Genomic DNA, 22852 nt, shown 5'->3' on the forward strand with positions numbered 1-22852 from the left:
ATGTAAACACTACACCATTATATTTAATTAGATTAAATAGTAAGTTGAGTTCGGATCATTTTGTTTAATATAAATAAATGCTGTAGTTAAGGTATCTTCATTTACACCGACAATCTTTAATGAGCGATTAGAACTTCCTGTTACCTTAGTTCCCCACCACCAAATTTCGTATTCTGTATACGTTATGTCAAGAACATAATAATAGCCGACTTCACCGATACTAATCGAATAGCCAGCTGGACAGTATGCAGCGATTAAGCTATCCACTATCATTGTCCCTGAGTACTCCATTTCAGTAAATGATTTTCTCGTATAAAGGTAGTTGTAACTATAAGATATATCAGTTGATGATTTGGCTTTCATATCGCCACTAGCGCTTAAACCATCACTTGAATAGTTTGTAGAAGCATATAAATTGGCTTCAAAGGAATAACTCATGTTTCTGGAGAAGTAGTAGGTGTAGTCCTCAGTTTCTTGATATTTGCGTGTAGTTGTTAATTGTGATGTAACACTTCCACTTTCAAGAACAGATTTAGTATAATAACCGCCGAAATAATTAGAGTATACACCATAATATCTCTTTATTGAGTTAACAGTATATTTGTAATAATGTTCAATGATACCAACTCTAAACCTAGATGATGTATATTGTTGATTTGTCACAAGATTACCTAATTGAGAATAATCTGATTGAGTAGTAGAATACATTGAACCGCTTCCTGATTCACTAACAAGTTCATGAATTGGTTTTACACTTTCATCCATAGTTGCTACTTTAGCGTTAACTTTAATTGAAACCACAAATAACATAAATGCTAGAGTAATAAACATCAATAGGCCTTTTTTCATTTGTTTCACCTCCTTTCTATAGTAAGATTTAGTATTTGAAACTTTATACTTACTTAATGATCCACCTAATAAAACGAAAAAAAAACTGTTTTTGTCCGCTTTTTTATTATTTTTTTCTATTTTTTTATTTTATTTATTTGTTTTAACTGAAAAATATTAACATTATATTTTAAAATTTAAAATATAATAATTCAGTATTACTTTTTCTATTTTATTTTTAGGAAATTAACTCTTTTTTTTATTAACTAAGAAGTAACATTATACAAACATTATGAGTTGCATATTTCTTATTCATTTTGTTGATTTCATGTCGCTTGTGTCCATCAACCAATACGATCCCTTTCGTGATATAATTTTCTTAATCGAGGTGTATGTATGAAACATTTAGTGAGTATCGGAGAATTGCTCATCGATTTTATCCCTTTAGAAAAAGGAACAAAACTTAAAGATGTCTCTGGGTTTACGAAATACCCAGGTGGCGCACCTGCGAATGTCGCGGTTGCGGGGGCGAAATCAGGTATTAAAAGTTACTTCTTGGGTCAAGTCGGAAAAGACGCGTTTGGCGACTTTTTGGTCGACTCTTTAAAAGGTTATGGTGTCGATTGTAGTTATTTAAAACAAAGCAGTCTCGCCAATACCGCGCTCGCGTTTGTCACGTTAAGTGATACCGGTGAACGAGACTTCATCTTCTACCGTGACCCATCCGCGGACCAATTGTATGGTCCACATCAAATCCCTAAAGCGATTCTTAAAGACTGTGTCCTTCACTTCTGTTCCGTGAGTCTTTCTGAGTACCCAATCAAAGATGCTCACAGTGAAGCGATTGATCTAGCGAGAAAAGCAGGTAGTTTTATCAGTTTCGATCCAAACTTAAGATTGTCCTTATGGCCAAACCACAAAGCTTATAAAGAAGTCATTCATGAGTTCTTATCTCTTGCAGACTTGGTTAAAGTATCTTCCGATGAACTCGAATTCATTACAGGAAAAAAGGAGGAGTCCAAAGCGATTCAATCCTTGTTTGTCGGAAATGTCCAATATGTTATTTTAACTCAAGGTTCCTTAGGTTCAACCTTCTTTAGTAAAGCGGGTTTAAGTTTCCACATGCCTGGTTTTAAGGTCGATGTTAAAGATACAACAGGCGCTGGAGACGCCTTCATCGGTGCTTTCTTATCCGAAATGATCAAAAAAGATTTAGTCTTTAGTGAAGAAAATGTATCGAATGCATTAAGGATAGCGAATGCGAAAGCAGCCCTCACCACAACACAATTTGGTGGGATGTCAGCCATCCCTACTGAATCGGAATTTGAAGCCTTATTTAACGATTAAGCCCCCATCGCTGGGGGCTTTTCTTTTGTTGAGGATTCAAACATTAACTCTCTTTTGTTTTAAGGTGTTTATCCAAAGGGATTAATATGTAATGTGTCGATACCGCAATAAAGAGAAAGAGAAAGAACAGCGGAAATGGTCTGGTGTAGTTCCAAAAATCATCCCACTGCACGATATTATCCATGGTCCATGTCCCATAGGTGGATAAATATAACACACTTCCCACACTGAGTAACGCAAACAAAAAGGTGAATATCGTGGTTAATAATTGAATGTAACCTACCACATGATAAATCAGTTTCATAGAATCACCCTATCTTTTAGTTACATTATACAGGATTGTTTTCCTAACTTAAATAAGTTATATACTTAATACAACTATTTTATGGATTTAATTGCCCTAACCTTTTATGCGATTTTACAATTTAATTTCAATGATGATCGTTTTTTTCTTCAAATAGGAATTGACATTGATTTGGGATGGTATATAATTAAATTATCGAAAAACAATAATTTTAGGAGAAAAATATGAAAATATTAATGGCTTATAGCATCCTTTTACTGTCATTACTAGGGTATTGGTTATTTAAACCCACTGAGTTGGAGGATTACTTTTTAATTGAAGAACCCGATGAATATGAAACCTATGCAGCTGATTTGGGTTATGAGGGTACTTTGCCTTATTTAGCTTATGATTTATTGAGCCATCATGAAGCTGAGTCTTACGTGATATCGCTTCAGAATGTCGATTTTACATGGCCTAGTTCACAACCTTATACTTACGCTAGAGATTGGGGTCGGTATGATGACATCGATTGGGATAGTAAACCTACCTTCTCTTTAGAAGGACACCTCTTTAAGTCCAAACAGAATACCTACTTCTTAGTATTCACTTATCGATATGATCACGCCGCACTGGGTCATCTCGTACACCATTTTGAACTTAACACCAGTGAGACTCTGGGGTATGAGTTTAAAACCCATATTGGACAACTCTCTTATCGAGACAAACTGTATGGCAGTCATATCCTATATGGTGAAACCGAGACTTTACCTACCCCTATCACGAATTCACCTCATGCATCGTATTTTGAAGGGGTCATTCTCTATGAGATTACGGATATCCCAAATGATTTCTTACAACTTCGGTTTAACGTCTATGAACAACAAGATGTTTTAACCACAATCCGTTTAGGGTTTAATAGCTTCACACATCGTGAAAAACCCTTTATTCCACAATCTTTAGAACTCACTTACTTTTTGGAGGATAACTAGTCATGCAATTTATGTTCATAATACTCACATTACTCGCTTCAGGGATTTTAGGTCTTGCGATATACATCATCTACTTAACGAAGAAGAACGACTTAAAAGAAATTTTACGATTTTTCAGTAAATTCTTAATCTTTGTTTTTGGATTCTTCGCTTTAGCCTATGTTGTCCTCTCTTTGGTATCGCTAATTTCTAAATCACTCAATGAAGTTAGTATGATTTTGTTGTTGGATTTAAGCTTTAGAGGATACTTCTTCTATTACATATTTAAAGACGCACTGTTCTTAATGAATCAATTGAACCATGAATCTGTCTTTGAGATTAGAAACGCGGATGCTGTATTACGTATGGGTAAAAACTTTATTTTGATAACTGCAATTCAAATCCTCACTGGATTAGGTATCAGTGTCGTTCGCTATATTGGCGGTACTTATTCAAAAGAATTCATCATTACAATTTCATCTGAACCGCTATTATTTATTGTTGTTGGATTTATCCTTTACATCCTGGCACTTATCTACCGTAAAGCAATCGATATCTATGAGGAAAATAGACTAACGGTATGATTTACGTTACTTTAACAGAGATGTTAGAAAAAAAACAAATGACGTCTAAGATGCTCTGTGAGATCATTGGGATTACGGAGGCTAATCTATCGATCTTAAGATCCGGTAAAGCCAAAGCGATCCGGTTCACAACCCTTAACGCCATTTGTCAAGCCTTAGACTGTCATCCAGGAGACATTCTAAGGTACATGGAAGGAGCACAACCCGAAGATGACTTGGTTTAGTATATTCGCAATCCTCGCACCCATTATCCTCATCACTGCGTTTATTTATTTTAAAAAGAAACGCAGGATGATTGTTTCAATCGCGATGTTATGTCTTGGCTATTTAGCCTTTGAGTTTTATACTTGGATGGATGAACCCGATTATGGTTTCAACTATACATATCTCCTCCACGAGGATAAAACGAGTGATTTTACATTAGCTTTAATCGATAACGTATTGTATGAATCCTCACTAAATGAACCGTTAGACTATAAACTGCGTGATTGGGGTTCTACAAAACTTGATTACAAACCGATTTACTTAAAAACATTGAATGCTCAATACGATTTAGTCATATTCTCTAGAAATCCAAATAAACAGGTGCCTTATGGTTATTACACACATGACGACTATGAATTCAATAGCGATACACAGTCGAAGATTGTCATTGTCGAAAAAAAGACTGGTAAATTATTGGATTTTCATTCCTATGATTTAATTGGGTATACCCTAGATTTAAACAACATTCTAGTCCAGGATAAAACGGTTGCGATTCCGGTATTCAAACCGTATACCAATGAAGTGTCCTATTACTTCGCGCTTTACATTGAAGATGCTGATAACTATACCACGATTTTTGATTCTTACTTATTCTTTAACATGAGTAGTAAGCTTAACTATTATGCCTTTGGTCATGAATTCTATTTAGGTGTGTTTGAAGATGGTACCGTGAACTATCAATCCTTCAAGGCAGAACGAACGATTGAATATTACAACGGAGAACCTAGAATCGTCTCTAGTGGATATGGTAAAAAACCACTCAATAGTTTAGACGATGAACTCTACGTCAAACAAGGTTACTTCACGGTTGTAAATCGATTACTCTATGTGGTTAAAAATGATTTAAAGATATATAGAATGAATGGAAACGATTCAACCTATATCGCAGACGTCATCGATCTGAATTTATGGCACACCCAAATCCCTCAGTAATTTGAGGGGTTTTTTCATAATAAAAGCCCGCAATAGTTTGCAGGCTTCATTTCAAATATAGATTCGCTTTTTCTTTAATCTTTAAGGCTTTGACGTACTTACGTTCATTGGGAATCCAAATCGTAATAAACTTCTTTAACCGCTTGAATCCATTACGCTCATAGATTTTGTAGTACTGTTTCAGTCTTGAAATGTCATAGAATACCTTTAAGTCGTATGGAGCCTCTAGATGAGGATGTAAACTATACGCGCCTTCAAAGATATGAATATTTGAATAAGGGATAATCACGTGTTCTAAGTGCTTATGAGTCTTAAAGTCAAAAGGTTGGTAATGAACGGATGCTTGGTTATGGATGGGTTCAATCACCGTTTGATTGATCTTATGGAAGTCAATGTTCGCCCCATACTGAGTTAAGGGGTCTTCTGTGATGATTGGCTTTTTAAAGAAATCATCGGTATGAAATAGTGAGCCCTCATAGATTTGAGATAACAGATTCGCCAAGGTTGTTTTACCTGCACAGGCATACCCATCGATCGCAATCCATAACTCTGGTTTTGATTCTAATAGTGCATCCATTTTAGAGAGCACTTTCAATAGATTTTCTTGATAGGAGTTCACTATGATATAGGGTATCGATTCACCATTAGAACTTCTTTGATAGTCATTCACCTTTAGAAATTTCATTAAAGAGCCTGAGGATAAACCGAGTTCTCCTTCTTCATCTATAACATATAAACGTAAATCCCCTCTACTGAGCATTTTACGAAAGCGAACCATCCGAAGATGGTCCGCTATTTCATAGTTATAGGTGTTTGGTTGAATGGGTTTAAAAAGGCTATTTAAAGCGATTTTACGTAATCCATGCCTAGACATTTTCTAACCCATCCAATGCTTGGGTTCGTTTTAACCCAAAGTAGAGTAGAGGGATTAAAACGAGTTGGATTGTGATGCCAGGTAGACCAGTAACAAAGGCAGCTGTTAAGAAGATTTTTAAGGTAAAGTTGAGTCCAGCCAGTGGGTAGAATATCCACGCTGCTAAACCATAAACTGCTCTACCTAAAATCATCGCTGCGACTAACGCAATTAAAACAGATAGGTCTTTCTTGGGTAGTAATTGTTTGATCAATCCTGCGAAAAACCCGTAGCCAGCAATCTCAAAAGACATCACTAAAGCTTGTGGAAATAACGGTGGCATCCCAGCGATTAAACTTCTTAACAAAGGGGTGACAACACCCACTAAGAATCCGTACTTAGGACCTAAGATGAGACCAGCAAATAAAGCTGGAATATGCATTAATAAAAAGACGGAACCCAACTGTGGGTTTGAAGCGGTTAAATAGGGTAGTACCACGCCTAACGCAATCATTAAGCTGGATAATACTAAGGCATAAAGTGATTTATTCACGAACGGACTCCTTCATAAACTAAAAACGATTTTTATCGATCCAAAGACCTAAGGCTGGGTTTGGAATAAAGAAAATTTCTTCGCCATCTTCTAATGTGTTCCACCCTGGTTGTAAGGTATCTGGATTGTATCTTTTAACAACTTCATCGTATTTTGCTGGATTAAAGTGGACTTTTTCACTTCTGCTTGTGTGATATTCTTCACTGCGTAGGTAATCTTAAAACGACTATCTGATGAACTGTGGATGAGGTGCGCTGCCGCACTCATGTTTTTCTTAAGGTCTTCATTTTGTTTAAAGAGTTCTAGGACCTTAAGTCTGCCGCAGTAACCATACTTACGGATGAGTTCATCGATTTTGGAGTCTTCCCCGAACTTGGTAACCCCAGCAGCTAAGACAATGAGTTCGCCACCATCTTCAATCGCCATACGGGTACGGTAGATCGATTTATTGCCAAGCCAGGTGGACTTGAATTCTTTCGGGTCTAAATATACGACGCACTTTTTAATCCCTTTATCAAGCCAGTTGATGTTTTTTTCTTGAGAGACGGTAATCGCTTCTTCAAGCACTTTTCTGGTGTTTCCGATAAATAGACCATGGGTCTTAATAACATTTTTAGGGGCGGTCGTAACAGTTAAAACAAAGTAGAGTGGACGGTCCTTTAAAAAGTGTTCTAAAGCGTAGTCTAAGACTTTACGAACAGGGGTATGGTCTTTGCCCATCATACGTTCCATGCCGTAAACGGCGCCAATCATGTGCGATTGGTTGATGGTGGTTTTACCGCCACACCCAACAAACACATTCTTCGCGTGGTTCGCCATCCCGATGACTTCGTGAGGTACGACTTGACCAATCGATAGAATTAAATCGTAGGTAGGATCCATAATCAAGCGGTTTACTTCCATCCCCACGCCTTGGTCCCATAGACCATCGGTGATGGATGAGATATAACTGCCAGGGACTTCGCCAACATGGACGATGTCTTCTCGCCAGTTATGCACGATGAAACGGTCGTGTGGAATGTCTCCATACATTTCTGTAATCTCGTTCGCACTCATAGGTTCATGTGTACCTAAAGCCGGTAAGATATCGACTTGTGCTTGATCTTTTAATAGGTGATAGTATAGGTTTGTGATCAATCCCGCATTCGAATGAAAACGGGTGAAGTCAGGTGGAATGAGTAATACTTTCTTTACAGTTTTACCTTCTAAGGATTTTTTTAACCCTTCGAGGATTTCCGATTTGGATAAACCGTCTTCGGTTTGGGCTTTGTAAAAGAGTTCCATATTAGACTCCAGCGTACGCATTGAAGCCACCATCGACAGGGATGACTACGCCTGTGACGAATTTAGATTGGTTGGAGTCAAGGAGCCAGAGGAGTGTACCAATGAGTTCACCTGGTTCACCAAAACGTCTCATTGGCGTACTGTTGATGATTTTTAAAGAGCGGTCTGTCAAAGACCCATCTGGTTTCACTAATAAAGCTTTATTTTGTTCGGTAACGAAGAACCCTGGCGCTAACGCATTGACACGAATGCCTTCGTTAGCGAAATGAACAGCCATCCACTCTGTGAAGTTGTTGATTGCGGCTTTCGCGGCGCTGTATGCAGGAATCTTCGTGAGTGGGTTAAACGCACTCATCGAGGAAATGTTCAAAATCGTACAGCCTGGTCTACCAATCATATCTTTGCCAAAGACTTGTGAAGGGATTAACGTCCCTGTAAAGTTTAAACCAAAGACATAATTAAAACCATCTAAGTCCATATTGAAAAAGTGTTTAGCCCCTTCCGTTTCTAAGGCTAAAGCATTAAAATACTCATCCCCAGTGGTTGCTTTAGGGTCATTGCCACCTGCACCATTGATGAGGATATCGACAGGTCCAAAGTTCGCTTTTATTAAAGCATGGGCAGTTTCAATCGAGGCTTTATTCAAGACGTCTGCAGACACAGCCATGGCTTGTTGTCCGAGACTTCTAATTTCAGAAGCGAGTTTTTCCGCTTTTTCAAAACTTCTGCCTAAAATGACGACTTTAGCGCCTGCCTCAGCACAAGCTTTCGAAAATTCAGTACCCAGTACACCGGCACCACCGGTTATGACGATGACTTTACTCTTTAAATCAAATTGCATTGGGTAGCTCATAGAAACCTCCTAAACGTTATAAGTCGTTGACGAAGTCTTTCCGCCACGGCCTGTCCAATTGGTATGGAAAAATTCACCTCTTGGTTTATCGGTTCTTTCATAGGTGTGCGCACCGAAGAAATCGCGTTGAGCTTGGAGTAAGTTCGCTGGTAATTTCTCAGTACGGTAAGAATCAAAGTAGTTGAGTGCCGCAGACATCGCTGGGGTCGGAATACCATTTAATACCGCAGTAGAAATGACATTACGCCAAGCTTGAGTCATGTTTTCCATAATGTCTTTGAAGTATGGGTCTAAGAGTAAATTGGATAATTCAGGGTTTTGATCAAAAGCATCCTTAATCTTACCTAAGAAGACGGAACGGATGATGCAGCCACCACGCCACATGAGCGCGATTCCGCCATAATTTAGGTTCCAATTATTTGATTTCGCTGCCGCACGCATCAATGCGTAGCCTTGAGCATAGGAAACGATTTTCGCTGCGTAGAGCGCTTTTCTAATATCTTCAATAAATGCTTTTTTGTCACCTTTAAATCTAATTGGAACCGCTTTGTAGGCTTTAGAAGCGACCAAGCGTTCATCTTTCATCGCGGAGATAAAGCGTGCATAAACCGCTTCTGTAATGAGGGTTAGAGGTACAGCGTCTTCTAAGGATTGAACAGCAGTCCATTTACCTGTACCTTTTTGTCCAGCTGTGTCTAAAATCTTATCGATTAGTGGATGTCCATCTTCATCTTTATGAGATAGGATTTCCCCTGTGATTTCGATTAAGTAACTGTCGAGTTCGGTTTTATTCCAAGTTTTAAAGACATCTGCCATTTCATCTGCAGACATACCTAGAACATTACGCATTAAGTGGTAAGCTTCGGTAATCAATTGGATATCACCATATTCAATTCCGTTATGGACCATCTTGACGAAATGACCTGCGCCATCTTCGCCAACCCAGTCACAACATACGGACCCGTCAGCGACTTTCGCTGCGATGCCTTGGAATATCGGTTTTACGGTTGGCCAAGCTGCTTTTGATCCGCCTGGCATAATAGAAGGTCCAAGTAAAGCCCCTTCTTCGCCGCCGGAAACGCCTGTACCAATGTATAAAAAGCCTTTGGATTCCACATATTTGGTTCTACGAATCGTATCCGGGTAGTGGGAGTTTCCACCATCGATGATGATATCCCCTGGTTCTAATAATGGGAGTAATTGTTCAATGACTTGATCGACCGGGTCTCCGGCTTTGATCATCATCATGACCTTACGTGGTTTTTTAAGTGACGCTACGAGTGTTTTTAAATCGGAAGTCCCGATGATTGGCAACCCTTTCGCACGGGTGTTTAGAAATTCGTCTACACGGCTTTGTTGACGCGCATGTGCGGTCACTTGAAAGCCTTTGGATGCCATGTTGAGAACGAGGTTCTCACCCATGACTGCCAATCCAGTTAATCCAATGTCTGATAATTTTTCCATGAGTATTCTCCTTTAACGACGGACACGTGCGTTGCCTTCGTAGATGGCCCAAATTTGTTCTTCATCTACAGGCATACCGAAGTCCTCTAATACAGTTGTAACATATGCGCCCGAAGCCCAGGCAAAATGTGCACACTTTTCTATAGAAAATCCGCTTAAAAGACTATAAAGGAGCCCACCGACAAAGCCGTCGCCACCACCAATGCGGTCTAAGACTGAAATTTTACGTGGTTCCACTACGACCCAGTCGGACCCTTGATTTACAATCGCACCCCAATAGTGTTCATTCGAATCTTCAACTTGACGAAGTGTGGTTGCGTAAGTAGACGCATTCGGGAAAGCTTTCTTTACGTTATCGATTAAGCCTTTAAAACTATCAATTTGAGTACTAATATCTTTGCCACCGGCTTCAGGTCCATGAACATCTAAGGCCAGTTGGAAGTCTTCTTCATTACCGATTAATATATCAGTCAAACTCGCGATTTCTTTAAATATACTGGAAAGTTCTTCTTTACGGTTTTTCCAGAAGGAAGCACGGTAGTTTAAGTCAAACGAAATCAGTGTTCCGTTTTGTTTAGCGAAACGCGCGAGTTCTAAACAGAACGCACTCGTTTCTTTGGATAAAGCGACGATAAGTCCAGATAAATGTAATAATTGGACGCCTTCTTCTTTGAAAATACGGTTTAAGTCAAAGTCTGAAAGTGATAGCGTTCTTCCCACTTCACCCGCGCGGTCGTTTTGAACGCGTGGTCCACGCATTCCATACCCACTATCCACGATATTGAATTGGTGTCTATAACCCCAAGGTCCACCTTGTTCGATTTCTTTACCTTCAAAATCAATCCCACGACGTCTTAAATCTTGTTTGATTAATAACGCAATTGGACTATCTTTCACAAACTTTGTTAAGACTTTGGTTTTTAAACCCAAAGCCGCACTAATGGATAAAACGTTCGATTCAGCGGATGTGGCTTGCATCTGAAAGAGATGGCTGGTATGAACCGGTTGACGGTCAAACGGTGTGATTCTAACACCCATAGAGGTAGGTGACAGAAGAGCGTATTTGCTGTGTTGTCTTAATTTCATAGTAGTATCCTCTTATTTAAATCCTTTGTAGAGTAATTCTAAGTGTTTACCAATGTGGTTAAATAACATGTCGCTGTAAGCATCTGATTCATCTCTCCATAGTTGGAAGAGTTGGTCTCTAAAGACGAACTTGCCTTGTTCATCCTTGTGGTTCAAAATAAACCCATAGGTAATATGAATGAGTTGTCTAGAGTCATTGTTATGGAATAATTCAGGTAGTTGTTGGTCACTTAAACTACTTAAGTTAGGGATGCGGTTTAAATCTGTAGTTACGTGATAAAACTTCGTAGCTTCAGGGAACATTTGAATCGCGAATGCATGAATGTCTCTATATAGTTTAGGGGCTTTCATCGCGACTACACGCATCGCTTCTAACCAGTTCGTACCGGCGGTCTTCACGTGGAAATGGCCTCTCGTGTGTTTACCAATTAAACTGAATATAGAGAATTTATCGGATCCTGAGTGAATCGATAATTTATATCCAAAGTGTCTCGCAATCGCGGCGTGGATGATTAGTTCTGCTTCAAACTGTTTGATGTCACCTACATAGTCGATACCCTTTTGGAATTCACCACAGAAACGTGGGGCTAAGGTATCTAGTTTCACACCTTTAAGTTTTAATTCATTCGCAACAAAATAGTGTTGAACCGGTGTGGTTGGGGTCGCGGTTTCATCAATCGATAACTCGAAGTTCGCGTTCGCCTTCTTTTCGATGAAATAAGTCTTATATATGGACGCAGCGAAGTCAATGGCTTTACCATAAACTAGTACACAGCGTTTAAGTTCTTGTTCACTAATCGTAAACTTGGTGTCTTCGATTTGTACGGTTTGGTTTAAATAACGTGCTTTAAGTGCTTCTTCAAGACTCACTTCTTGATTAACTTTTTCATCGCTCATACCATTTATGTCATTACGGATATAATCACTCGCGTCAAGTGTAATCATGGTGAAGCCCAAGGATAAAGCATACTCAATATCTTCTGGTTTCTTTAAGTGGTCACCATCCGCACCAAAACCTCGTGTAAATCCAACTTTAAAGGCACCGAACGAAGCCGCATCTAGAACGTCTTCATACGTACGATGGGTTAAATTCAATTCACGAATCGATTGTTGTGCGAAGATTGGGTATGCATCGTATACTTCAAACACACGTGCATGACCTTCGGTAGCTAAACCTAAACGGTCACCAAGTCCGAAGCTTCTTTGTTTATGTAATACAGGTACAGGTTTCGTAAATGGGAAGAGTCTTCTTAAGACTTGACCATTTTGAAAATTAAGTGGTGCAATCACCAGTTTCTTACCTTCAAAACTGTGCACTTCACCGGTAAACTCAGTTGCTAATCTGCCATAAGCGACCAGTTCATCAGCTTTAACACCTTTTTGCATGAAGACCCAAGTATCTTCAATAAAATGAACGGATTTAGGGTAAATAGCATCCACAAGAATGCCTTTAGCCTTAGATAAATGTTTCAATACCTCTGCCTTGTTTTCTTTCATACTTTTTCTCCTCTATTGTTGTTATATTTCTTTAGAAATAGGTTTCTAACCTTGGAAAGGTCAAAAATAAAACTCTCCAATACTATTTTACCACATTTTTCAAAATGTAAACACTGTTTATGTATGCGGACGTTTTTATTGGAGGACCAATTTAAAGAGCCCTCCAACCGTGTTTATTTTTGGTTTTTAATGTAAGTGTTGATGGCGTGAACAAACCCGTCTTCTAAGAATGGTTTGGTCACGAAGTCAGCTTTTTCTTTGAGAATTTCTTCTGCATCCCCCATCGCTACACCGACGCCTGCTTTTTCGATCATCGTAAGATCATTTTCTTGATCACCTATCGATATAACATCCTTTAAATCAATGTTTAATCTGTTCGTTAGTTTTTCTAAAGCTCTGCCTTTATTCGCGATTTCATTCCCAATATCGATGAATGTCGGTTGGCTAGATAAAACATAAACCCCTTTGAGTGTCTCAAGTGACCTACGGAGAATTTTAAACTTCATATCATCTTGTTCGATGACAAGTATTTTTAATAACCCTAAGTCAATATAGGATTGCCAATCGCTTTGTTCAACTACCAATGAGTCAAAAGTCCCAATCCTAGATTCTAGCTTTTGTTTAGCCATCTTGGTTGAAACAATTGCTTTTGTCGTATATAACAAATAGTCGGCTTCGTGTTGGTCTAAAATCTTTAAAGCTTCATCTATTGAGTGAGGATCTAAAGTATCTTGGTGAAGCACTGTACTCGTTTTGAAATCATAGATGAACGCCCCGTTTGTACAAATCACAGGATATTCAATGTTTAAGGATTCGACTATAGGTCTCACTGCGTCTTTATGTCTGCCTGTAGCGAGGGTGAAAATATAGCCATTTTGTTGAAGCCATTGAATGGTTTCTTTGGTGGATTCTGACATGTATTTTTTGGATACCAATGTCCCATCCAAATCTGCGACGATCATTTTCATAGTGTAAAGTACTCCTTCATGCCTATTATACACGAAATGACAACTCTAAAAAGAGATAATTGATATCGGGCTAAGACTTTAGAAAAAAACATACCCTAGATTTGGTGTGGTTTCAATTCGTCGAGTTTTAGTTTTAGTATTTCTTCACCATCAAACACCTCATGTGTGTCAATGAATCCCATTTTGATATAAAATGCATATGGCATCTTATCCTCCATTTCACATGATACGTATAAGTATCGCTGTCCTTCCGAGATAGATTTTTGAATGAGGATTTCAATCACTTTTTTACCATAACCAAGATTTTGATACGGTTTAACTATCATAAAACGCCAAAGAAAGTATGCAGGTTGATCTTCTTTTGGAATATCTTCATCTTTTAAATTAAGCATGACAAATCCAACTAATGTTTCGCCTTCATAAATCGCTCTTGGCCACGCAGTATCGTAATGAACGTAAGCTTGGGCGATTGAAACAATATTATCAGCGACGCGCTTTTGTTGGTCAAGATCTAACGTTTTGGATAGTTTAATGACTTCAAATAGATTGTCGATGGTAATGGGTTTTAAACTAATCATAAATAGTCCCTCTTTTTCAATAAATCGTTTTTAGACGTAAACTTATAAAAGTTATAGCCTAATAAAGTGATAAAAGTCTAAAGCACGAAGCCTTAGACTTTATAATGCTATTCGCCTGAAATCATCAAAGATTCGACTAATACCGATGGGCTACCCACACCGGAAAGACTGAATTTTAAATCACTACCTATAGTCATAATATGGTTCATCATTTCAAAGAAATTACCCGATACAACAATCATTTTAACCGCGTGGGTGAGTTGTCCTTTTTCAATGCGTTGTCCAGCAGCTTGAAGGCTGAATTCCCCAGAAATGGTCTTAACACCTGCATGTAGTCCGATGAGGTCTGTGATTAAAATCCCATCTTCAACACCCTTAATCATATCTTCTAAGGATGTGTTGCCTGGTTCTAAGACGAAATTCGCCATCGAGACCCCGCCACCAAAGCCATTACCAGTAGGTTGTGTGTTGAAAATCTTCGCCGTTTTTAAGTTATGATTAAAGCCTGTAAAGACCCCATCTTTAACGACATAACGTCTTTCTGAAGCGACACCTTCATCATCAAAAGCGTACTTAAAGTATGCCGATTCATGGAGTGGATCGTTGACTAAGTTGATTTTAGCATCCATGATTTTTTCGCCGACTTTATTTTTTAATGAAGTCATATTTCTAAATGCAGCTTCACCTGAGAAAATGCTTGAGAATACATTTAGGATGTCTGCGAACATATCGGGGTCGAAAATGACTGGATACGATTTAGTCAGAATCGATTTTCCACCAAGTTTAGCTTGTCCAATCTTCAGTGTATTTGAAATCATTTCTTCGACATTGAACTCATCAAATGACTTCACAAGCTTCATATCATAAGCCGTTTGAATATCGGATTCATCCTTTTTAAATACGCCGATAGCGTAAGCATAAGCGAATGCGTTCTTTCTCTTTAGGTTTAGACCTTTAGAGTTCACTATCACGGTTTGTGATTCGTTTTCTTGGTACTGTGCAGTTTGAACTTGAGAAACAAATTCACCTTTTAACAATCCAGACTCTAAAGACTTAATCAAGTTGATTTTTTCAATCACAGGAACTTGTTTGAAGTCAAATTGGTTTTCTTCTACTTTAGGATAAGTAGGTGAACCTTCAAAAATGATGGCTGGTTCAACTACGGTTAAGGCTTTCGCATTTTCAATCAATTGATTGAGCATCTTATCGACATTTTCTAATGCCATATTTTCAAACCGAACAGTCGAAAGTTTATTATCATAAATCCCACGAATGGTGACAGAGGATACTTCGCTTTGAACGTGTTGATCAAGTTTATTTTGATAAACCGTTAGTTTTAAACTACGGTTTTTGGTTGCGTAAATTTCTAAATCTTGGATGCCCTTATCGAGACCCATTTTTAGCCATGTTTGATACATTATCTCTTACCTCCTGCGCCACCGACGGTCATCGAAGACACACGGATGGTTGGTTGTCCGACGTCAACCGGAATACTACCGGATAGGGACCCACACATACCTTGACCGAATTCTAGGTTGTCTGCGACTCTATCAATCTTAAATAAAACATCTTTACCTTGACCAATGAGCATCGCACCTCTGACAGCTTTGGTGAGTTTACCATCTTCAATCAAATACCCTTCTTGAACCGCGAAGTTAAATTCACCCGTTGCTGGAACGACAGTTCCACCACCGAGTTTCTTCGCGAATAGACCGTATTTGGTATCTTTGATTATGTCTTCAAACTTATCGGTACCTGGTGCGATATAGGTTGAATTCATACGTGAGGTTGGTGAATACTTATAGGATTGTCTACGGCCTGAACCTGTGGGAGCCATACCCATCTTACGACCATTACGATAGTCGATGAGGTAGCCTTTTAAGACACCATTTTCAATGAGTAAGTTCTTTTGAGTTGGATTTCCTTCATCGTCAAAAGATGAACGTCCCCAAGCCGATTCGACGTCACCATCATCATAAGCAGTTACGATATCGGATCCGACTTTTTCACCTAACTTACCCACAAATGGAGATAAACCTTTAGCAACCGCAGTCGCTTCAAGTGGATGTCCACAGGCTTCGTGGAAAATAACCCCACCAAAACCGTTGTGTAAGACAACTGGCATGACTTGAGGCACCATATCTTCAGCCGATAAGAGTGTGATACTTGAAATCGCAACTTCTTTAGCTAGCGCTTCGGTATCAATCGCATCAAAGATCTCAAAGCCCATATAACGACCTGGACCTTCTGCTGCTTGTTGCATCACACCGTTTTCAGATGATGCAGACATCATCACAACACGTGTGTACGTGCGCACATCATCTTGGTAGGTACCATTGGTATTGGCAACCCAAACCTTTTGACGGGTTTCAATCAGTTGTGCCATCGCTTGAACGATGCGTGGGTCGTGTGCTTTCATGATGTTCGATAGTTTTTGAAGGCGTTCTGTCTTTTCTTTAACAGGTACACTTTCCATCGGACGTTTGATATTATCCACATAAGGTTTTGGTTCACCTAGTGGTTTTATCTTAAATACTGGACCTGAGAATGAAGCTCTTAAGTTTTTAACTAAGTCTAAGATCGACTCATAATTGACATCGTTGGTGAAGCCATAGACTTCATCGGTATTTTGGATCAATCTGACCCCTGCACCGAACACGTTACCGCGGTCGATGGATGTGACTTCGCCATTCATCACACGGATGAGTGAGGAAGCACTATCTTCTAAGAAAATCTCTGCAAAATCAGCACCGGTTTGAAGGGCTTCTTCTAAGAGGGCTTGTAGCTTGTTTTTTTCTATCATATCTATACCTCGTTTATTGTTACTAATTCTATACTAATCCTTACTTTTTTGCAAGACATACCTTCAAATCACACAAAAAAAGGCCATTTTGAAACCAAACAGCCTTTTTAGGGGTATAATGTGCTTAAGGATGTGAGTGTATGAGACTATTTGAAACACTACCTTATGAAGTGATTGAGAAACACAATAAGATTGAGTTAAGAGTCTATCCAGACTTTCTATTGGCCGAAACAAAAACCAGTTTAAGCGAAAAGATGACCACAGGTTTTATGAATGTCTTTAACAACACAATCAAGAAGTCCACACCCTCTAGAGGTAGTTGGATGAATTGATTGGGATGTTAAAAATATACCAAAATGTTAACGATTTTTTCCTCAAATTATCCAACATTTCGTATCGTTTCTATTATAGTAGACATTCGTTCTAATTTTATGCATTTTTGTCTAGTATAATAGACATTACACTATTTGAAATTTGAGGTATAATAAGGATAGAAGGTGTGACAAAATGAAACATGTAAGACGAACTATGAAATGGATTCCAAGGATTGTCACCCTGTTACTCATCATTTTTATTTGTTTATTCTCATTTGATGTATTTACTGGTAATGATCCTTGGTACAAAATGATTTTAGGATTCATCATTCACTGTTTACCTGTGATGTTTTTACTTCTTGTTTGGTTCATATCGATCTATAAACCCTGGGTAGGAGCTACAATCTACTCGGTTTTCGGGTTGTTATTCTTCTTATGGATGGCGATTGAACAATCACCTCAAAGTTACGCCAAAGCGTTATACTTTGGTATCCCTTTCGTAGTCGTTAGCATTCTATATTTACTAGACTATAAAGCGAGACAGTACGAAAAAACAGGCTACTAAGGCCTGTTCTTTTATTATATGCGAATTTGATATACGCGAACCGGTTTTTCGATGTACGCGTCGAACGTTGTTCTTTGATAAATACCCAAACAAGACTCGATGGTTCGAATCGAGGCTTCTAACGTTTCTTCACATGAAACCATAATTACACTCTGTCCTAAAACCTTTAGTTTTTCTAAAGCTAAAGTTAATGCGAGTTTCGCAAACCCCTTATTTTGAAACACTGGTCTAATGGTTACACTCACATGACCATACGTTTCTTTAAGTTCATCGTCAAGTTCATGACGAATGTGAACAAAGCCGTAAATGATATGATCTTTATCTACAAGGAGATATTGAGTCGTTTGAACTGTATCTATTTTTGGATTGTTTAAACTATTTAACCATGCTTGATAATCATCATAAGTATCTAAATCGGAGGTGCCGTTATAGGCACCTTCTTTTTGTAGTTCTGTTTTAATCAACATGACTTCATGTTCGTGTGAGGCATTGGGTTTAACTAAAAGGTATTTATACGTATTAGAATCGATGGTACCTTTGGCTGCACCGACTAATCCGCCCTTTAATAGATGGTCTTGGATTTGACGTTGTAAAGTAGTCTTGGCTTCGAGTAGATTTGGGTTTTGTTCTTTCGTATGAAAAACCCAGTGTAGGAATGAGTTATCCGTCTCAAAAACCTGGTCAATTTCAAAATAATTTTGAAAGTTCAATATATTGGAAGAAGGCTTCAATAAGCCTTTTAAAGCCGGACTCAACAACCAAGTATGTGACACCATAAGTGCGTTTTGATAGTCTTGAAACCGACTATTAAAGAATAGTCTAGCAAGTCTGAGTGAAGTTTCAATTCGAACCATAGTTAGTCTTGAATCTGAAGGGATATGAATCGATATAATCGGTACATTCTCTTCAGTAGTAAGTTCATATTCTAATTCACCAATCCGAAAGATTGTCATCGCTACCTGGCGGTATGCCCACCAGTCGCGTTCAAAGACATAGATCCCTGTTTCTTTGAAGTATTCGTTTATAAATCGAGGTAAGGCTTTGTAAGTTTCTATATAAATCGAATCCGATATCTCTAAGTCTTGATAGACTTGATGGTTTTGTTGAATGGCTTTTATAAAGATATAAAGCATTTTGAAACCATTGGGATCCTCTAAAGTTCTTTTAAGTTTCTCATGGGTGGTTGGTGCTGTTTTAATGTCTCTTAACCCTTCTATTTCATCTAAAAAATTTGAAGCGTACAAGCGTTCATAACTTAAAAGTACATCTTTAATACTATCTGGTAACCCTAACGCTTCAATCAGTGCCTCAAAGTGCATACTTATAACCCCCGCTCTTGGATGATTTTTTGGTAGGCAAGCCCACTATCTTTAATTGTTCTTTTTAGTGTGTCATAATCGACTCTAATAATACCAAATCGTTTACTGTAGCCTAGACCCCATTCAAAGTTATCCAATAACGACCACGCATAATAACGGGTTATGTTACAGCCTTCTTCAATGGCTTGGCGTGTCGCTTCTAAATGGGATTTTAGATAATCCACACGGTTGATATCGTGAACTAAACCATCCTCACTTACAGTATCTTCAAAGGCTGAACCATTTTCTGCGATGATGACTTCGACATTATTATAGGTTTCTTTAATATCTACGAGTAAATCGTATAAAGACCTTGGGCAGACTTCCCAGTCCATAGAGGTATACTGTGCGTTTGGATTAGAAACCCCTCTCGCATTGAATAAACCTTCTTCAGTATAAGCTTGGATACCTCTAGAATACATATTGATCCCTAAGAAATCCATTTTGTTTTCTTGGATGAGTTCCATATCTCCCGCTTCAACACTAAAGAAAATATCGTGTTTTTGATATAAAGATACCATATCTGCTGGATATACCCCTTTTAGGGTAGGATCTAAGAACCAACGGTTGATGAACCCATCGATATTTCGAGCGGCTAAGTAGTCTTTGACATCAAAGGTATTCGGATATTGTTTTCCTAAGTTTAAGACAATTCCAATCTTTCCATTCCCATTTGGATGGTTCTTATAAAGTTTAACCGCTTGAGCGTGTGCTACTAATAAGTGGTGCGCGATTTCAAGTTGTTGATTAATCGGATATTCGTTTAAGAAAGCAGCGCACCATGGTTCATTGTGGGTAAACCATAGCTTAACTTGATGTCCAAAAAGATCAAACAATGTCTTCGCATAATTAAGGTAATGTGTGATCGTTTCGCGGTTTTGCCACCCACCGATTTGGTCGAGTGCTAGCGGTAAGTCGCCATGCCATATTGTAATAGCTGGTTCAATGCCTGCTAATAAAAGTTCGTTGATTAGGTTTTGGTAAAATTCTACGCCTTTTGGATTGATTTTTCCATATCCATTTGGGTAAATACGTGTCCATGACACTGAAAAACGGTAGCTTTGTAGACCGAGCGTTTTCATCAATTGGACATCTTCTTTATATAAATGATAGTGGTCACAAGCGACATCTCCAACATCGCCAGTAGGCTTACCGAACTCATCTTTATTGCGTAAATCCCACGCGGTTTGACCGCGTCCATCTAAGGCAGCTGCACCTTCGATTTGATAGGCTGAGGTAGCCGCACCAAAAATAAATGATTTAGGAAAAAACTTCATGACTTGATCTCCTTAGTAAAATGTATTCTAAGCATGTGCGCCACCATTTTAGGCTCTCGGTTACGGGTGAATACCCCTTTCTTGTTTCCATTGAAACGGGTAAGACCTTGTTTGGTTTGGAAATCGGCGAAATTCCAAATGTGTGTACCGATGACGCCTTTTGTATGATTGGCTACATTTATGTAAGCTTCAATAAACTCAACTTGGAATTCTTCACTAAATGTTTGTGCAGGCAGTGTGTGTAATCCCGCAATCGTATCCGCGCTAAACTCAGTGAGTACAATCGGTTTATGGAATTTCTCAAGATAACTAGTAAATGAGTCCTTGAGCTGTTTCTCAATTACCGATAAATCACTAAAATCGGTATACCAACCATGGTAACGATTTAAACCGATGACATCCGCAAACTGTGCAACCAAGTTGATTTCCGCGTTCACATTCTCGACAATCATCAGCGGTAAATCCGTGAGGGTTCTCGCATACTTAAAGGCTTCTTCAAAGTAATGAACAGCCCCACTTTCATAGGTGTTCGCTTCATTCGCGAGTGAATACATAATGACTGATGGGTGGTTCTTATCACGCTCAACCAAAGCTTTAAGGGTTTGTTTGTATATATCCAAACTTTGTTCATTCACGCGGTCTTCTTGGAATACGGTTCTTGAATCCCAAAAGTTTAATCCAACCGCTGGGATTTCATCGATGATTAAAATCCCGTATTGATCCGCTAAATCATACATCTGTTCATCGTAAGGGTAATGACTGGTTCGTATCGAATTCGCACCAATCCATTTAAGGAGTTCAAAGTCTCTAATATGGAGTAATGGGTGTGTCCCTTTCCCAATAATTTCGTGGTCTTCATGCATCCCAAATCCCTTTAAGAAAATGGGTTTATGGTTTAAATAAAGCTGTTGGTCTTTCACATAGATTTCCCTTATACCAAAGGTTTGTTCATAGTGATCACACTGAGTCTTAACTATTAGAGTGTAGAGATTACCTTGATGAATATCCCATAATATGGGTTCTTCAATTTTTAGGATATCCTTCTTTCGGTTTTGGGTTTTATAAATCTTACCTTTTGGATCTTTGATTTCTACAGACTCAACTACGTCTAATGTTGTAACATCATAGAACACATGGGCTTCATGACTTTGAATCATGGTTTTAATCGTGATTTCTTTAATTTGTTTAAGCGGTAGTTTGTATAACCATACATCACGATGTAAGCCACTGTAATTGAAAAAATCGAAGTAGATTTTTTGTTTGAATACACCTTCATTTTCTATAAGTTCCCCCATCGGTAAGGATTGATAATCCAAACGGTTATCTAATAGAACCGTTAGTCTCATCGAAGACTTGGGGTGTTCAACTTTGACATCAAAGGGTAAAAATCCACCAAGGTGGGTCATCACGAGTTCACCATCTAGATAGACAGATGCTTTATGCGCAGCCGCACCAAAACGGATGTAGTATTGAAGTCCTTCTTGAATATCTGGTATATAGATGAGTCTTTCATAACACACTTTACCCACATACTCACGCGCTTTTTGGGTTGTAAAAACGTCATTATAACTCCCTGGTACACCCATGAGTTGTTTTTCCACAAGTGGTAAAACAGGTTTATATTCGAGGTCAACGAATGCGAAATCCCATAAGCCATTGAGCGATACGACCCATCGTTTTGGATTCATTTGAGGATAGAGCACAAAAATCCCTCCCTTTGTGTAATTTCATTATAGCATTGATTATTAGATGGTTTCAGGTAACTCCATGAAATTAATCGAATAATGATACAATATGTAATAAAGGTGTTGATAATATGACCGAAAAAGAAATGATTTTATTCCACCAAGAAAGATACCCACTCATAAAACTACAAGATCATGTAAAACGAATTCATCAAGCCGTGTTTGGACCTGGTCATTTGCATGACACAAAATCTAGATTAGATAGTGAACTACCCACCACTTAATAGAAGTGAGGGCTTCCTATCCAAACCAGTGTACCCACCAGTGACTCAATAGGCTATCCCCGTAGTCCCTACGGTTCTTAGTTCTTATATGGATAAAGCTAATTTGTACTGTCTTAATCCTTCTTTGTTGATATTCATCGCTGCGTTGTGGTCTCGATCTAAGTGTAACTCACACTTTGGACACTCAAACACGCGATTAGAGAGTTTGAGTTCACTATGA

General features: G+C 38.6%; 25 protein-coding genes. 8 read left to right on the forward strand and 17 right to left on the reverse strand.

Annotation, left to right across the window (positions count from 1 at the left end; genetic code table 11):
• Nucleotides 1–27: 27 nt before the first annotated feature.
• Nucleotides 28–849 (reverse strand): hypothetical protein, encoded by an 822-nt coding sequence (locus N7603_RS05685; RefSeq protein WP_262096407.1) that lies wholly within the window; start codon nt 847–849, stop codon nt 28–30.
• Between the two features lie 375 nt (nt 850–1224).
• Between N7603_RS05685 and N7603_RS05690 the strand changes: the two genes are divergently transcribed.
• A complete protein-coding gene (locus N7603_RS05690; RefSeq protein ID WP_262096408.1) occupies nt 1225–2175 on the forward strand; it encodes a carbohydrate kinase family protein in 951 nt (316 codons plus the stop codon).
• A gap of 43 nt (nt 2176–2218) precedes the next feature.
• Here the strand turns inward: N7603_RS05690 and N7603_RS05695 are convergent, their stop codons facing one another.
• Nucleotides 2219–2479 carry a hypothetical protein gene (locus N7603_RS05695; RefSeq protein WP_262096409.1) on the reverse strand — a complete coding sequence of 87 codons (261 nt, stop codon included), beginning with the start codon at nt 2477–2479 and terminating at the stop codon, nt 2219–2221.
• A 224-nt stretch (nt 2480–2703) separates the two neighbouring features.
• On the opposite strand from N7603_RS05695, the gene N7603_RS05700 reads away from it, so the two are divergent.
• From N7603_RS05700 to N7603_RS05715, 4 genes are read left to right on the forward strand one after another with little or no spacing between them, the layout of a single operon-like run.
• Entirely contained in the window at nt 2704–3450 is a 747-nt protein-coding gene (locus tag N7603_RS05700; protein ID WP_262096410.1) for a hypothetical protein, read from the forward strand.
• Between the two features lie 2 nt (nt 3451–3452).
• Nucleotides 3453–4013, forward strand: a complete 561-nt coding sequence (locus N7603_RS05705) for a hypothetical protein (protein WP_262096411.1) — start codon at nt 3453–3455, stop codon at nt 4011–4013.
• Nucleotides 4010–4237 (forward strand): helix-turn-helix domain-containing protein, encoded by a 228-nt coding sequence (locus N7603_RS05710; RefSeq protein WP_262096412.1) that lies wholly within the window; start codon nt 4010–4012, stop codon nt 4235–4237. Before N7603_RS05705 ends, N7603_RS05710 begins: the two co-directional genes overlap by 4 nt.
• Nucleotides 4224–5210, forward strand: coding sequence for a hypothetical protein (locus tag N7603_RS05715; RefSeq protein ID WP_262096413.1), 987 nt, complete (start codon nt 4224–4226; stop codon nt 5208–5210). Before N7603_RS05710 ends, N7603_RS05715 begins: the two co-directional genes overlap by 14 nt.
• Before the next feature lie 46 nt (nt 5211–5256).
• On the opposite strand, the gene N7603_RS05720 is transcribed toward N7603_RS05715, so the two are convergent.
• From N7603_RS05720 to N7603_RS05770, 11 genes are all read right to left on the reverse strand, one after another.
• Nucleotides 5257–6084, reverse strand: a complete 828-nt coding sequence (locus N7603_RS05720) for a nucleoside/nucleotide kinase family protein (protein WP_262096414.1) — start codon at nt 6082–6084, stop codon at nt 5257–5259.
• On the reverse strand, nt 6077–6616 hold the full coding sequence (locus tag N7603_RS05725; RefSeq protein ID WP_262096415.1) for an ECF transporter S component: 540 nt from the start codon (nt 6614–6616) through the stop codon (nt 6077–6079). The genes N7603_RS05720 and N7603_RS05725 overlap by 8 nt, the downstream gene beginning before the upstream one ends.
• A gap of 90 nt (nt 6617–6706) precedes the next feature.
• Nucleotides 6707–7900 carry a nickel-dependent putative hexonate epimerase gene (locus tag N7603_RS05730; RefSeq protein ID WP_262096416.1) on the reverse strand — a complete coding sequence of 398 codons (1194 nt, stop codon included), beginning with the start codon at nt 7898–7900 and terminating at the stop codon, nt 6707–6709.
• Nucleotide 7901: 1 nt separating this feature from the next.
• Nucleotides 7902–8753, reverse strand: coding sequence for an SDR family oxidoreductase (locus N7603_RS05735; protein WP_262096417.1), 852 nt, complete (start codon nt 8751–8753; stop codon nt 7902–7904).
• Nucleotides 8754–8762: 9 nt separating this feature from the next.
• Nucleotides 8763–10217: a decarboxylating NADP(+)-dependent phosphogluconate dehydrogenase gene (gene gnd, locus N7603_RS05740; RefSeq protein ID WP_262096418.1), complete on the reverse strand. Its 1455-nt coding sequence runs from the start codon at nt 10215–10217 to the stop codon at nt 8763–8765.
• 12 nt (nt 10218–10229) lie between these two features.
• The gene (locus tag N7603_RS05745) at nt 10230–11303 is read right to left on the reverse strand and encodes a sugar kinase (RefSeq protein ID WP_262096419.1); all 1074 of its coding nucleotides are present in this window, start codon (nt 11301–11303) and stop codon (nt 10230–10232) included.
• A 12-nt stretch (nt 11304–11315) separates the two neighbouring features.
• A complete protein-coding gene (locus N7603_RS05750) occupies nt 11316–12800 on the reverse strand; it encodes a tagaturonate epimerase family protein (RefSeq protein ID WP_262096420.1) in 1485 nt (494 codons plus the stop codon).
• A gap of 173 nt (nt 12801–12973) precedes the next feature.
• Nucleotides 12974–13768 carry a Cof-type HAD-IIB family hydrolase gene (locus tag N7603_RS05755; protein ID WP_262096421.1) on the reverse strand — a complete coding sequence of 265 codons (795 nt, stop codon included), beginning with the start codon at nt 13766–13768 and terminating at the stop codon, nt 12974–12976.
• A gap of 95 nt (nt 13769–13863) precedes the next feature.
• Complete coding sequence (locus N7603_RS05760; RefSeq protein ID WP_262096422.1) at nt 13864–14346, reverse strand: GNAT family N-acetyltransferase; 483 nt, start codon at nt 14344–14346, stop codon at nt 13864–13866.
• Between the two features lie 107 nt (nt 14347–14453).
• Nucleotides 14454–15764, reverse strand: a complete 1311-nt coding sequence (locus N7603_RS05765; RefSeq protein WP_262096423.1) for a TldD/PmbA family protein — start codon at nt 15762–15764, stop codon at nt 14454–14456.
• Nucleotides 15764–17149, reverse strand: coding sequence for a TldD/PmbA family protein (locus tag N7603_RS05770; RefSeq protein WP_262096424.1), 1386 nt, complete (start codon nt 17147–17149; stop codon nt 15764–15766). Before N7603_RS05770 ends, N7603_RS05765 begins: the two co-directional genes overlap by 1 nt.
• Before the next feature lie 140 nt (nt 17150–17289).
• On the opposite strand from N7603_RS05770, the gene N7603_RS05775 reads away from it, so the two are divergent.
• Both N7603_RS05775 and N7603_RS05780 read left to right on the forward strand, forming a co-directional pair.
• The gene (locus N7603_RS05775; protein WP_262096425.1) at nt 17290–17481 is read left to right on the forward strand and encodes an SOUL family heme-binding protein; all 192 of its coding nucleotides are present in this window, start codon (nt 17290–17292) and stop codon (nt 17479–17481) included.
• Nucleotides 17482–17656: 175 nt separating this feature from the next.
• Nucleotides 17657–18028, forward strand: a complete 372-nt coding sequence (locus tag N7603_RS05780; protein WP_262096427.1) for a DUF7670 domain-containing protein — start codon at nt 17657–17659, stop codon at nt 18026–18028.
• Between the two features lie 14 nt (nt 18029–18042).
• On the opposite strand, the gene N7603_RS05785 is transcribed toward N7603_RS05780, so the two are convergent.
• The 3 genes from N7603_RS05785 to uidA are packed head-to-tail and all read right to left on the reverse strand — an operon-like array spanning nt 18043 to nt 22366.
• On the reverse strand, nt 18043–19347 hold the full coding sequence (locus tag N7603_RS05785) for a GNAT family N-acetyltransferase (RefSeq protein WP_262096428.1): 1305 nt from the start codon (nt 19345–19347) through the stop codon (nt 18043–18045).
• Nucleotides 19348–19349: 2 nt separating this feature from the next.
• Nucleotides 19350–20663: a GH1 family beta-glucosidase gene (locus tag N7603_RS05790; RefSeq protein WP_262096429.1), complete on the reverse strand. Its 1314-nt coding sequence runs from the start codon at nt 20661–20663 to the stop codon at nt 19350–19352.
• A complete protein-coding gene (uidA, locus tag N7603_RS05795) occupies nt 20660–22366 on the reverse strand; it encodes a beta-glucuronidase (protein WP_262096430.1) in 1707 nt (568 codons plus the stop codon). The genes N7603_RS05790 and uidA overlap by 4 nt, the downstream gene beginning before the upstream one ends.
• Nucleotides 22367–22479: 113 nt before the next feature.
• On the opposite strand from uidA, the gene N7603_RS05800 reads away from it, so the two are divergent.
• A complete protein-coding gene (locus N7603_RS05800) occupies nt 22480–22632 on the forward strand; it encodes a hypothetical protein (RefSeq protein WP_262096431.1) in 153 nt (50 codons plus the stop codon).
• 84 nt (nt 22633–22716) lie between these two features.
• Here the strand turns inward: N7603_RS05800 and N7603_RS09080 are convergent.
• Nucleotides 22717–22852, reverse strand: a 136-nt coding sequence (locus N7603_RS09080) for a zinc ribbon domain-containing protein (RefSeq protein ID WP_373425378.1), incomplete at its 5' end; no start/stop codon positions are given.

The sequence above is a fragment of the Paracholeplasma vituli genome (assembly GCF_025446935.1).
In the GTDB taxonomy this organism is placed as follows: Bacteria; Bacillota_I; Bacilli_A; order Acholeplasmatales; family UBA5453; genus Paracholeplasma; species Paracholeplasma vituli.

Bases quoted from the DNA above. Each gene is read 5' to 3' on its own strand.
- N7603_RS05770 (WP_262096424.1), bottom strand. From the start codon at position 17,149: ATGATAGAAAAAAACAAGCTACAAGCCCTCTTAGAAGAAGCCCTTCAA.
- N7603_RS05695 (WP_262096409.1), bottom strand. From the start codon at position 2,479: ATGAAACTGATTTATCATGTGGTAGGTTACATTCAATTATTAACCACG.
- N7603_RS05760 (WP_262096422.1), bottom strand. From the start codon at position 14,346: ATGATTAGTTTAAAACCCATTACCATCGACAATCTATTTGAAGTCATT.
- N7603_RS05780 (WP_262096427.1), top strand. From the start codon at position 17,657: ATGAAACATGTAAGACGAACTATGAAATGGATTCCAAGGATTGTCACC.
- gnd (WP_262096418.1), bottom strand. From the start codon at position 10,217: ATGGAAAAATTATCAGACATTGGATTAACTGGATTGGCAGTCATGGGT.
- N7603_RS05745 (WP_262096419.1), bottom strand. From the start codon at position 11,303: ATGAAATTAAGACAACACAGCAAATACGCTCTTCTGTCACCTACCTCT.
- N7603_RS05690 (WP_262096408.1), top strand. From the start codon at position 1,225: ATGAAACATTTAGTGAGTATCGGAGAATTGCTCATCGATTTTATCCCT.
- N7603_RS05800 (WP_262096431.1), top strand. From the start codon at position 22,480: ATGACCGAAAAAGAAATGATTTTATTCCACCAAGAAAGATACCCACTC.
- N7603_RS05730 (WP_262096416.1), bottom strand. From the start codon at position 7,900: ATGGAACTCTTTTACAAAGCCCAAACCGAAGACGGTTTATCCAAATCG.
- N7603_RS05790 (WP_262096429.1), bottom strand. From the start codon at position 20,663: ATGAAGTTTTTTCCTAAATCATTTATTTTTGGTGCGGCTACCTCAGCC.
- N7603_RS05700 (WP_262096410.1), top strand. From the start codon at position 2,704: ATGAAAATATTAATGGCTTATAGCATCCTTTTACTGTCATTACTAGGG.
- N7603_RS05785 (WP_262096428.1), bottom strand. From the start codon at position 19,347: ATGCACTTTGAGGCACTGATTGAAGCGTTAGGGTTACCAGATAGTATT.
- N7603_RS05720 (WP_262096414.1), bottom strand. From the start codon at position 6,084: ATGTCTAGGCATGGATTACGTAAAATCGCTTTAAATAGCCTTTTTAAA.
- N7603_RS05750 (WP_262096420.1), bottom strand. From the start codon at position 12,800: ATGAAAGAAAACAAGGCAGAGGTATTGAAACATTTATCTAAGGCTAAA.
- N7603_RS05765 (WP_262096423.1), bottom strand. From the start codon at position 15,764: ATGTATCAAACATGGCTAAAAATGGGTCTCGATAAGGGCATCCAAGAT.
- N7603_RS05685 (WP_262096407.1), bottom strand. From the start codon at position 849: ATGAAAAAAGGCCTATTGATGTTTATTACTCTAGCATTTATGTTATTT.
- N7603_RS05755 (WP_262096421.1), bottom strand. From the start codon at position 13,768: ATGAAAATGATCGTCGCAGATTTGGATGGGACATTGGTATCCAAAAAA.
- N7603_RS05715 (WP_262096413.1), top strand. From the start codon at position 4,224: ATGACTTGGTTTAGTATATTCGCAATCCTCGCACCCATTATCCTCATC.
- N7603_RS05735 (WP_262096417.1), bottom strand. From the start codon at position 8,753: ATGAGCTACCCAATGCAATTTGATTTAAAGAGTAAAGTCATCGTCATA.
- N7603_RS05705 (WP_262096411.1), top strand. From the start codon at position 3,453: ATGCAATTTATGTTCATAATACTCACATTACTCGCTTCAGGGATTTTA.
- N7603_RS05710 (WP_262096412.1), top strand. From the start codon at position 4,010: ATGATTTACGTTACTTTAACAGAGATGTTAGAAAAAAAACAAATGACG.
- N7603_RS05775 (WP_262096425.1), top strand. From the start codon at position 17,290: ATGAGACTATTTGAAACACTACCTTATGAAGTGATTGAGAAACACAAT.